Here is an 11,785-nt window from a genome sequence, read left to right as displayed (position 1 = left end):
TTTTTAAATATTATAAATGTTTCACTTCAGGTAATGGTTTCACTTGTGATTCAATCCATTCGCGTTTTGCTTCAAGAAATGGTGGTAAAGATAAACTTTCACCTAATGATTCAAGCGGCTCATTCACATCAAATCCTGGACCATCCGTTGCAAGTTCTATCAATATGCCTTGTCGCGTTCTAATATAAAGCGATTTAAAGAAATGACGATCTACGAAACCACTAGATGGTATATTATTTTCTTTAATAAAATCTATCCACTCTTGTAATGCATCTTCATCTTTAACACGCAGAGCAATATGATGCATGCTACCTTTACCTGGACGTTCTTTCGCTTCAGTGTTATGCACTACTTGCAATTCATCGCCAGTGCCACCAAGGTCTGAACTAAACGTTAGTATTTGCTGTTGTGTGACTGGATGCACAAACGATCCAGTACTTCTATAGCCGAATATTTCTGTTAATACACTACTAAATCCTTCTGCATCCTGAACATCCATCTTAAACGGCCCAAGACCTGTAATACCAAATTCAACGGGTACAATACTTTTCTCCCATGGTGTACCTGCAGCTACACCCGAATTTGTACGGTCTGAAACTAACGCGAGACGTTGACCTTCAAAATCTTCAAACTCTAATGTTAGTCTACCGTTAATCTCAATCGGTGTATCATGATACACATTATATTGCTCAAAGCGTTCTTTAAAATAATGTATCGCTTCATCGCTTTTTACGCGCAATGCTATTTGCGAAATACTATTTGTCCCACGATATGTGCTGCCGACGTTTGGTATTTCAAAGAATGTAATGTCCGTACCCGGATTTGCCACGCCATCTGCATAGAATAGATGATACATCGACGGATCATCCTGGTTCACTGTCTTCTTCACTAAACGCATCCCTAATATTTCAGTGTAAAATACTAAATTTTTTGCAGCATCCTTTGTAATACCTGAAGCATGATGTTGTCCTAATATTTTTCTCATGTTTATCTACCTCTTTTAATTTTAAAGTTTATTTTAAAGTTTTATATTAAATTTATTCCGAAAATTTATTCCCGTTTCACGATTATTTATGTTTTATCTTTCGAAGCAACTGTAATAATTCTTTTTGTTCCTCCTGATTAAGTCCACCAAAAAGTTCTTCCTGCAATGCAGTGTGTTTAGGTCTCAGTGTTTCAATAACGTGTTTCCCTTTGTGGGTCAATCGTATATGTTTCACTTTCCATTCCTGCGAACGTTCTATTAACCCATCGGCTTCTAATTTCTTAAGCAAATGCGTAATATTCCCTTTCGTGACAAACATTAATTCTGATAATTCATTTTGTGTACATCCAGGATGTGTATCTATTTGATTCAAACAGTCGAAGTGACTAGATGAATACCCTGTCTCTTTTAATTGTTCATTAATTTCTTTCAGAATATCGTTATAAATGCGTGCGATATTAAGCCATACAAGATAACTTCTATTGCTTTCCATCTTCTCACCTCTTTTATCAGTTTAATATTAAACTGATAAAAGTCAATAGACTAGCACTGAAGTACTAGTCATCTTCTTTATTCAAATCTTCACTATCAGGATAGAATATTTCAGTTAAGTAATAAAGTAAGCTTATGACTGCCAGTATAACAAAGAAATTTATCTTGATATGCTGGTAATTAATATGAACACCAAAATAAAACACGATTGTTGATAAACCAATCGTCAATAGATGGAAATACCATCCTTGAAAATATTTATTATCTGGTTGCATGCTTTTTACGTCATCTAATATATATTCTATGACGACAAGCAGGAAATAACCTATCGCAATATATGATCCATAATAGAAACTATTATCCATCACATTCTCATTATACGTAAATTCAGCCAGCCTGAAATATATAAGAATACGACTTAAACCATACATTCCAAACGTAATCATCAAAATAAATGAGGCACCGGAGATTAATACAACTGATAAAACAAATAAAATCGTGAATATAGAACCTTTAGGAAATTTAAATTGTTTCATCAACTGCCCTCCTTATTATTTTTCCATTCCCTTTTTTGTGCTAAATAATCTAAATATAGATTAACAAAGTATTTTGTTTTTGTGTAAAATAAAATAAACAAGGTTTTTATTTTACGTTTCAGTAAAATTTATACTTTTAATATTTGTTCTATTGAATTTTATTGTATAATAAAGGAATAACTTAATCGTTAAAGGAGATTTACACATGAACACTATATTGGTTACTGGTGGTGCTGGTTATATCGGATCACATACAGTTACAAAGTTGCTTAATTCTAATTATAACGTAATTGTGGCTGATGACCTATCAACAGGGCACAAAGATGCAGTTGATAGCCGTGCAAAGTTTTATCAATGTGATGTAAGCGATGAGAAACAGTTCTCAAAAATATTTGATCTTGAACAGATTGATGCAGTCTTACATTGTGCCGGGAAGATTGTCGTTAGTGAGTCTGTAAAAGATCCATTAAATTATTTTGAACATAACGTATGTGGATTAAATAGTGTATTACGTGTTATTGCAGACAAAGGTGTAAACAAATTTATGTTCTCATCAACCGCTTCAATCTATGGCAATAATTCATTTAATATTAAAGCAGTGGAATCTACACCTATTGCTCCAACTAATCCTTACGCTGAATCAAAACATATCGGTGAACAAATGATTCACTGGGTAAGCGAAAGATATGGTATCAATTACGTTATCTTTAGATATTTTAATGTGGCTGGTGCAATGCTGGATGGGTCTAATGGACTGCGCACAAAAAATCCAACTCACTTAATCCCTTCTATTAACAGCACATTGCTCGGGAAAAGAGAAGTGTTCGAAATCTTTGGCGATGATTACAACACAGAAGATGGTACATGTATTCGAGACTTTATCCATGTCTTCGATCTTGCAAAAGCACATCAACTTGGAATGGATTATTTATTTAACGATGGTACATCAACTGTATTTAACCTGGGTACAGAACAAGGTTATTCAGTAAAACAAGTTGTAGATGCAGCGCAAAAAGTAACCGGCCTGACACTTAACAAAAAGATATCAGAACGTCGTGGTGGAGACCCGGATTTTGTGCTAGCGAATGCTACGAAAGCACGTGCTACGCTTAACTGGTCACCAGAATATACATTAGGCGATATGATTCTTTCTGATTATAACTGGCGAAAGAAATTATAGATGCATATAAAAAGAGTCACACAATAAAATGTGTGGCTCTTTATTAGTTATTTTAAGTTTTCAGCTTGGTATACTATTTTTCCATCAATTACGGTTGCAGCTACTTCGATACCCTGTAACTGATATCGATCCACTTTAAAAGGGTCCTCTTTAAGAATCGTAAAATCAGCAATCTTACCTTCCTCAATCGTTCCATATGCTGATACATTATCTGCAACTTTAGCTGCTTCAGTCGTATAAAGTGATATCGCTTCAAAGACACTGAGTGCTTCTGTCATATTATAGCCATCACTTTTATCATCTGCTGCTTTACGATTTACTGCAGCAGCAATACCTGATAGTGGTCTGAAATCTTCTATCGGGCTGTCAGAACCTCCTCCGCAAATAATGCCTTTATCAAGTAATGATTTCCATGGATAGCTGTAACGGATACGCGATGCACCGACTCTTTCGATTGCCCATGGAAAGTCAGAAGCAACAAACATCGGCTGTATATCACATATTATATTAAGTCGCGCCATTCTTTCGATTAAATCTTCTCTTAAGAAACTCACATGTATCAATCTATCTCTGCCACTGCGCGGTGGATAAGCTTCTATCGCATCAAGCACCATTTCAACTGCTTTATCCCCGATCATATGTACAGCAATATTTACATCTAAATTGCGTGCTTTTTTCACTTGCTCGGCAAGTTCATCTGGCGTATAGATCGCGAGTCCATATGTATCTTCATCACTATACGGTTCGCTAAACAAAGCAGTTCTACCACCTAATGCTCCATCTGCATAAAATTTCATCGCATCTGGTCTAAAATAATCATTATATTCAAACGCATATTGGACGACATCTTCAATGACCTCCGTATGGCGTAAAATATTTAATCTAAAAGGATTATCCTTATTAATAACATTTTTATATGCATTCAACACATCTTTAAAATCATTATAGTAAGCAAGATCCTCTGTATGAACACCTGTTAAACCTGCCTGCGTAAATTGCTGTACTGCATATTCAACGTGACCAGTTAGCGATGCTTCATCTTCTATTGATGCAACTTCTAACATCGCTTCCATTGCATTGTCATGCACCCAACCGTTTAACACGCCATCTACCTTCTCATAATGCCCACCTGGCATATCAGCTACATTGTCATTGATATTAAAATACTCAAACACACTTGAGTTAACAATTGCTGCATGTCGGCAAACACGTTTAATAATCACCTTCTTGTCAGTGATTGCATCAATATCATCTTTCGTTATTTTATATCCATCTAATTGATTTTCATTATAGCCTTCACATATTAAAAAGCTGCTATCATCCATATTTTCAGTTGCATTACGAATTTTTTCGATGATAATCTCTATATCATCATCATCTTTAAAATTTACACCTCTCAGTGCAATTCCTGTTCCAACAAGATGAATATGTGTGTCTACAAAACCTGGAAACATTGCGTTTCCATTTAAATCTATGTATTTAACATCTTTTAAATCCGGTACTTCCTGATAAATTGCTTTTATGTGATTGCCTTCAACAAGTACTGCCTGAACTGTTTCATCCTCACGCTTCATCGTATAGATCGGACCGTTAAAATATAGTTCCAAGATTACCCCTCCAAATAAAAAAAGATATACTAATTATTATTAGTATACCTTTATTATCTGATGATTTAAAATTCTAATCCTAAAGCTTTGAATGTATCGCCTTCACTTAAATCGCCAGCTTCATAACCTTTTTTAAACCATTTCATACGATCAGCACTTGATCCATGTGTAAATGTATCTGGATTTGCTCTACCAATTGCTTTTTCCTGAATCGTATCATCACCTACAGCATGCGCTGCTTTAATCGCTTCTTCTAGGTCACCTTCATCAGTGTACCCCATTTCCTGTGCATGTTTCGCATACACACCAGCTAAATAGTCTGCCTGTAACTCAACTGCAACTGAATATTTATTGTATTCAGTTTCAGATAATTGATTTCTTAATTGGTGGAATTTCGGTAGGATACCTAATTCATTTTGGACGTGGTGACCTACTTCGTGTGCAATAACATAAGCCATCGCAAAGTCTCCAGGTGCATTAAACTTTTTATCTAATTCATCCATGAAAGATAAATCAATATAAACTTTTTGATCTGTCGGACAGTAGAAAGGTCCCATCTGTGCGCTTGCATTACCACAGCCTGAACGCACACCATCCGTATATAGCACTAGTTTAGGTTCAGTATATGTACGATCATATTTCTTAAATAATTCATGCCATACATCTTCAGTATCTTTAAGAACAACTGACGCAAACTGACCACGTTCATCTAATGACTGTTCAGTCTTAGTATCAACTTGTTCAGCCTCTTTCTTCACATTACCTGTTTCAAAAGGATTATCTTGAGAACCAGAGCCACCTGATGTTGCGCCATTATCTTGTGTTTGTTCTTGTTGTGAAGAATCTCCACCAAGAACACCACCTAAATCTCCAGGGTTCCCCCCCATTAACATAAAAATAATCACGGCAATAACACCTAAACATCCCATTCCGCCTCCACCGATAACCATCGGACTTCCGCCGCCTGAGAATCCGCCACCAGATCCTCTTGCATCCTCAACGTTCGAACTACCTTGTCGACCTTGCCATTTCATATACGTTCCCCCTACTCGGTTGATTGCTAACATAATAGTTAATATTACTTACCCTAAATTGCTATGTCGCAATCATAAAAATGTTATAAAATTTATTTAAACGCTTTTATAGCATCGATTGAAGAAAGACCATCAACGACAAGGTACTGACCATTTACAAAACGTTTCACTTTAACTTTCTCTTCATTCACCTGATCACCATAGATTTTATTGACGTAATATTCTTTTACCGGGTGTGCAAGTTTCTTTTTATTTTTATGTGTTGTTAACTTTTTCTTCACGTATCGCTCTGGTAACCAAATATGATCTTTATAGGATAGATGAATCTTAACATTCATCTTATCTCCGACGTATAGATTTTTATGATGATCTAAACTACCTTGATATAAAAAACGTTGTGTATCAGCTTCAGGATTTACTGCCAACTGCTCATATGTATCCACAGTTCCATTGTATGATTTATCTTTGTTTTGCACGTGTTTAGCATCAAATTTTAATCCTTCTTCAAGGAAGTCAATCTGCTTTCTGCTTGCTGTTCCTTCTACAAAGTACTTCTCGTCTGTCACAACCAGAATCGGTTTTTTCTGTGCTTTTTCTGAGAATTTCTCAATTTGAGCTTTATCCAGTTTAACAACTTTTCCGTCCGTACTTGCTTTAACTGTTAATTCATCTATCTTACCTGAAATTTGTGTCTGCTTTTCCTTTAATATATCAATATTGTTCTCTGCTTTAGATAGTTCAGAATCCAGCCAGTTTAACTGAGCTTCAATTTCATCAAGTTTATTTTCAGAAGAAGTGTCGCTTTCCATCATTTCCATCGCTAGAATTTGCCCTTCAATCTGATCTTTCTCAATCATCTTGTTATCTAATGAAAGACCAACTTCTTTTTCTTTAGAGAACAGGGCTTCATCATTATATGTGAACAATGGATCACCTTTTTGGACGGTATCTCCTAGTTTCACATGCATGAGAACCGGCTCTTTCTGTTCACCTTCCTGAAAATAGTTCGATAAGTTCTGTTTAACTTTACCATCGACATTTAATACGTGTGTCTTTATACGTTCATCAATTTCAATCGTATTCTTCTTATCCTGTTCATTTAAGTATAAAAATATGACACTTGCTAATACCAACGCAAGTACAATTAACGATAAGACAACCGGCAAAAACCATTTATTCTTCATTACATTCACACGCCCTATGCCAAAATTTCAATTTATTATGCACAACACATTACACATCGTTTATTACTTTTATCTACACATCCAGAAGATTTAATTTCCCTTTTCTATACTTAAAGCTATTTAATGAGACGGTCATCATCTGATTTAATATGCGCATTAAAATCATCCATATTAATCTTTTTCTGAGATTGATAATACTTATACGTTAATCCGATAAGCATTAAAGCAGCAAATAAAGATACAAACCCCATCCAGCTGACTTCTCCTCGTCCGGGACCAATAATATAATAGTATGATAGATAGAGATTTATAGCCACAAGCGCTAACATCATGATAATGACATAAATATGTGTTTTAGATTTCAAATGGTTCACCTCTACAATAATTTATTATTGATTAAGTCCTGACGGGCTGTTTCAACACTATCTTTTCCTTCTTTATTCTTTAACGGACTAAATTCACTTGCACGGTCCACTTGTAATGTCTTAAATGATTGACCATAACGGAAGATGTCAAAATAAAACTTTTCAAACTTTAATGTTGATTGTTTTACAGGATTTAATTCACCGTCTAATTGTTCTAAGTTCTTGATTGCTAAGTGATAGGGTAGTTCGCTTTCAGCATGTGCTATTAAATAATCTAATTTAAAGATGTGAATACCAATATTTGCGTTGCGATATGTATTCTCTTCACCTTCAGGTAATTCAGTGTACTCCATAACTTGTTTAACACCTTCAACTTCAATAACACGTCCTACACTTTCATTATCCTTAGCTGCAATTGTCTTTGTAGTAACATCTGACTGACTGTCTACAGCTAATCCACAAAGAATTGGATCTAACACTTTTACGAGAACATTATCAATATTATTAATGTAAAGATATTCTACGCCTTTGTCCTTTAAAGCGTTGTTCACACCAGTTGAATGTAATGCTTCAAAAATACCACCATTGCCATTCGGCGTTGTAAGAAGTGATTGTTCTTTATTTAATAATAATTCACCTGACTCACTCAATGCCACGATATTCGGTTGCTTAAAGAACGTAATATTTTCTTTTGGCATACCAAAATAATGATGTGCTTCAAAGTAAGCTAATGTTTCCTCGTGATTAATGTCACTTGTCATAATTGTCCATGGTATATTGATACTATATGCTTCATTGTAAGTAATAATTTGTTCAGCCTGAAATTCAAACAAACTTTTCCCATCAAATTCAAATGTACCTTTAGGTCCTGGATGTTCTAAACGTGTACCTTGACCACCTGCCATCAATACAGGTGCTATTTTAAGTTGTTTAATTGCTTCTAACCCTTTTTCTTTATATGTAATACGCATTTCTTCTGACATTTCATCTTTAATGATTGTCTCAACGTCTTTAATTTCACCTTGTGGTAACTTTACCTCTCGATTAACATAAACTTCATCATATAACTTTTGGATGCTATCAAAGTCCTGCTGTTCCAGCATATTTTGTAACTCAACCTTTTTATCATCAGATAAGCGCTCTAATTGTGTTGCTAAAGTTGTATGACCGTATTGTTTTAATTTATTGTTCATCCGTGAAATTCTCCTTAGACTTTATTATTTTAAAATTATGTTTATTCATATTTTATCATGATTAGTTTAGCCATACTAATGTTCTATGAAACATTTCTGTATAAAATAGATACATCGTTAACACACTAAAAGTCGTTGCAAGTGACAAATCTAAAATCCCTCCAGTCTTAAATGTAAAAGGGAAAACAATCTTCTTATTTATCGGGAAGAATAAAGTTACGCCACGCGGTGTTAACATATCTAATAACAAATGGCTGATTACACCGATTACTGCACTGATCACATATATCGTATTAACATTCAGTACAATGAGTAATATACCTGTAAGTAACATAAAAAAGATTGAATGCGTCAGCGTACGATGCCCAAAAATAAGTGCAATTAACGAACTGATCGGCCATATCTTTTTCCCGAGCTTGCTACCAGCATGGCAAATATCAGGTACGATACTAAACAGTGCTGTAGTACCGATAATACCAGCGAAAGAACTGATATCATAAGCAGCATGCATACCATAAGATGTGCCGATCAGCACACCGAGTGCTATATGTGTTTTTCCGGTCATTAGACACATCTCCTTCATATTTGACACTTCTGTGAAACACATCACATATCCATTGAAATATATTTCACATATTATTATACTAGCATTATAAGTCAATGAGTATTAAATAAATGAAATAACCCCCTTTATTTCGCCCAACTCATTCTAGTCAAATGTTTATAACTACATTTGAACACAAAAAATCGACTCATTTTAGTTTGAGTCGATTTTTTTGTGTTCTTGTCAGCCATTTTAAAGCTTCACGTTCTGACAATGGTGAGAGTTTATTGGAAGAGATAAAATCTTTTACGAATACAGCATTCGTCTTTGAATATTCTCTTAGTACCCAACCAATCGCTTTACGAATAAAAAATGCTTTATCATCTTTCGTATTTAGAATAAATTCTGTGAGCAATATTTCGTTCATTTTATCCTTATATTTTAGTTGATGTAAAAGACTAGCGCGTTGTAGCCAGAAGTTATCAGAACGATTCCATTCTCGCATCTTCTGTTCTCCTATGTTACGTTCTCTTAGTACTATTGACCCAACGATATTCGGTGCGATTGTATCTACCGAGTCCCACCAGCTATGTGTCGTTAAAAGTCCTTCAATATAATCAAGATCAGTCACATTAAACAACTTTTCTTTTTTATTTAGAATCACCATACCAATATAGTGATATTCTCGTTCTCTCTCAAGAAAACAATCGTCCACCAGTGTTTTCACACCTTCTTTAGTAGCTGGTAATCCCTGTTTAAATAATTCTCTCATTACAGGCGCAGTTACACTCTTCTTAATACCGAGAAATGGAAAGTTATTTTTCATATAACTTTCCATCGAATGTTGATGATCATTATTTTTTAGAGGAATGTATGCTGCTTTAATATCATTGATTGTTATCATCTGAATTGTCCTGCACTGCTGACCTCGATTGTTGCGCTGTATCCTCTTTTGTCAGCGTATTTTTTTGTTCTGTCGTTTTCGGTTCTGTCGTTCTTACTTCATCAGATTCAGAAGTTTGAGGCGGTTCCGTAGTTGGTTCTGTCGTTTTTGGTTCTGTCGTCTTATCCGGTTTAGCAGGGATGACTTCAGTTGTAATCGGGACAGTGCTCTTCTGTTCATTTGTGACCTTCTCTTGTTTTTCAATCGTTTTCTCTTCAGTTTCGGTTTGAACTGCCAAATTACATTGACCACTTCTACAAATATAGCCCTCACTCGTCAGATTGTTCCACGCTTTCGAATATTCAGAAGTGTGACTAATATCCTGACAATCAGCTGTTTTTTCTTTGCCCGGAGTTACAAGGCAAGTTCTTGCAAGATTATACCGTTCTGTATCATAACCTCTTGATGTTTGAACAGTTTTATTTGTAGTTGCTGTACTGTTTTTTTCTTTCTTTTCTTTCGTACTATTCTTTTCTTTTTTTGCTGTTTTTTTAGTATCATCAGTCTTTTTCTTATCAACTGGTGGTTTTACTTTCACTTCTATATCAGGCTTATGATCGACTTTTTTAGGTGCATCTTCTGCCTTACCACACGCACAAAGTACTACTGACATGAGCAAAATACTTATCCACTTTTTCATTGTTTCTCTCCTTAGATGTATGAAATTAACGACATACAATGTAAGTATTATACCACATGCACTAAAAATGTGTAGAAACACTATTTATCCTGTACTTAAGCATCATTTCAGCACGACATAATAGAGTTTTGCTATGATGATGATAGAAAAGGCGGAGGTGTATATATGCAGGAAAATACAAAAGGGGTACTATATGCAGGTGGTGCATATTTATTATGGGGATTACTTCCTACATATTGGCGTTCAGTCAATACCTTCAACCCTTATGAGATATTATTTCATCGCGTTATCTGGTCAGCTGTATTTATGGTGATCTTGATTGTCGCATTAAAGAAATGGAGCACCTTTAAAACAGATACGAAAGCGTTATTCAATCGTAAAAAAGAATTGATTGCACTGATTATCGCTAGTATCGTAATTATGGTGAACTGGGGTATATTTATCTGGGCGATTAACAACCATCATGTATTGCAGGCTAGTCTTGGATATTACATCAATCCATTGATGAGTATCGCACTTGGATTTATTTTTATGAAAGAACGTTTTAATATACTAGAGACGTTTGCGATTATCTTTGCAGCAATTGGTGTATTTTATATGACAATCAGCAGCGGTACTTTCCCACTCATATCAATTATTCTTGCTATGAGTTTTGCATTATATGGGCTGATGAAGAAGTTTGTCAATATCGATGCTATCTATAGTATCGCACTTGAAACAATCATATCATTACCAGTAGCAATGCTTGGTCTCTTCCTTTTAGCAAGACAAGGTGAACAGCACTTCGGTATGAATCACACGAGTTTTCTAATACTTTTTGCCGGGGTCGCTACTGCAGTACCACTCATCATGTTTACAGCAGGCGCAAAGCGTATCCCATTATCTTTAATCGGCTTCTTACAATATATTTCACCAACTTTAATATTGCTACAAGGTGTCTTTTTGTTCGGGGAGTCATTTAGTATGACCGACCTTATAACATTCTTCTGTATATGGACGGGTCTTATCCTTTATAGTTATAGTAAGTATATGCAATTTAAGACAATGAAACGTAAAAAACTGCTCAGTTAACATCACTGAGC

General features: G+C 35.1%; 13 protein-coding genes. 2 read left to right on the top strand and 11 right to left on the bottom strand.

Going from position 1 to position 11,785, the window contains the following annotated elements; genetic code table 11:
• Window positions 1-10: 10 nt before the first annotated feature.
• The 3 genes from KFV12_RS02585 to KFV12_RS02575 form a co-directional block, all read right to left on the bottom strand.
• The gene (locus tag KFV12_RS02585) at window positions 11-985 is read right to left on the bottom strand and encodes a VOC family protein (protein WP_254257213.1); all 975 of its coding nucleotides are present in this window, start codon (window positions 983-985) and stop codon (window positions 11-13) included.
• 82 nt (window positions 986-1,067) lie between these two features.
• Window positions 1,068-1,478, bottom strand: coding sequence for a MarR family winged helix-turn-helix transcriptional regulator (locus KFV12_RS02580; RefSeq protein ID WP_239241922.1), 411 nt, complete (start codon window positions 1,476-1,478; stop codon window positions 1,068-1,070).
• 64 nt (window positions 1,479-1,542) lie between these two features.
• The gene (locus tag KFV12_RS02575; protein WP_111717503.1) at window positions 1,543-2,013 is read right to left on the bottom strand and encodes a SepA family multidrug efflux transporter; all 471 of its coding nucleotides are present in this window, start codon (window positions 2,011-2,013) and stop codon (window positions 1,543-1,545) included.
• Window positions 2,014-2,218: 205 nt separating this feature from the next.
• On the opposite strand from KFV12_RS02575, the gene galE reads away from it, so the two are divergent.
• Complete coding sequence (gene galE, locus KFV12_RS02570; protein WP_111717501.1) at window positions 2,219-3,193, top strand: UDP-glucose 4-epimerase GalE; 975 nt, start codon at window positions 2,219-2,221, stop codon at window positions 3,191-3,193.
• 47 nt (window positions 3,194-3,240) lie between these two features.
• Here the strand turns inward: galE and KFV12_RS02565 are convergent, their stop codons facing one another.
• The 8 genes from KFV12_RS02565 to KFV12_RS02530 form a co-directional block, all read right to left on the bottom strand.
• Window positions 3,241-4,800, bottom strand: coding sequence for an amidohydrolase (locus KFV12_RS02565; RefSeq protein WP_254257212.1), 1,560 nt, complete (start codon window positions 4,798-4,800; stop codon window positions 3,241-3,243).
• Between the two features lie 65 nt (window positions 4,801-4,865).
• Window positions 4,866-5,834 (bottom strand): KPN_02809 family neutral zinc metallopeptidase, encoded by a 969-nt coding sequence (gene ypfJ / locus KFV12_RS02560; protein ID WP_254257211.1) that lies wholly within the window; start codon window positions 5,832-5,834, stop codon window positions 4,866-4,868.
• A 92-nt stretch (window positions 5,835-5,926) separates the two neighbouring features.
• Window positions 5,927-7,018, bottom strand: coding sequence for an efflux RND transporter periplasmic adaptor subunit (locus KFV12_RS02555; protein WP_254257210.1), 1,092 nt, complete (start codon window positions 7,016-7,018; stop codon window positions 5,927-5,929).
• A gap of 116 nt (window positions 7,019-7,134) precedes the next feature.
• Complete coding sequence (locus KFV12_RS02550; protein WP_146608875.1) at window positions 7,135-7,383, bottom strand: hypothetical protein; 249 nt, start codon at window positions 7,381-7,383, stop codon at window positions 7,135-7,137.
• Window positions 7,384-7,394: 11 nt separating this feature from the next.
• Window positions 7,395-8,576: a UTP--glucose-1-phosphate uridylyltransferase gene (locus KFV12_RS02545; protein ID WP_111717494.1), complete on the bottom strand. Its 1,182-nt coding sequence runs from the start codon at window positions 8,574-8,576 to the stop codon at window positions 7,395-7,397.
• Window positions 8,577-8,637: 61 nt separating this feature from the next.
• Entirely contained in the window at window positions 8,638-9,141 is a 504-nt protein-coding gene (locus tag KFV12_RS02540; RefSeq protein ID WP_239241928.1) for a metal-dependent hydrolase, read from the bottom strand.
• A gap of 187 nt (window positions 9,142-9,328) precedes the next feature.
• Window positions 9,329-10,024: a DNA alkylation repair protein gene (locus tag KFV12_RS02535; RefSeq protein WP_254257209.1), complete on the bottom strand. Its 696-nt coding sequence runs from the start codon at window positions 10,022-10,024 to the stop codon at window positions 9,329-9,331.
• Window positions 10,008-10,703, bottom strand: a complete 696-nt coding sequence (locus KFV12_RS02530; protein WP_254257208.1) for a hypothetical protein — start codon at window positions 10,701-10,703, stop codon at window positions 10,008-10,010. Before KFV12_RS02530 ends, KFV12_RS02535 begins: the two co-directional genes overlap by 17 nt.
• 165 nt (window positions 10,704-10,868) lie before the next feature.
• On the opposite strand from KFV12_RS02530, the gene rarD reads away from it, so the two are divergent.
• On the top strand, window positions 10,869-11,774 hold the full coding sequence (gene rarD / locus KFV12_RS02525; protein ID WP_240837299.1) for an EamA family transporter RarD: 906 nt from the start codon (window positions 10,869-10,871) through the stop codon (window positions 11,772-11,774).
• The last annotated feature ends 11 nt before the right edge of the window (window positions 11,775-11,785 follow it).

The sequence above is a fragment of the Macrococcus epidermidis genome (assembly GCF_024205965.1).
Classification (GTDB): domain Bacteria; phylum Bacillota; class Bacilli; order Staphylococcales; family Staphylococcaceae; genus Macrococcoides; species Macrococcoides epidermidis.
This window is presented reverse-complemented; position numbering and strand designations above follow the sequence as displayed.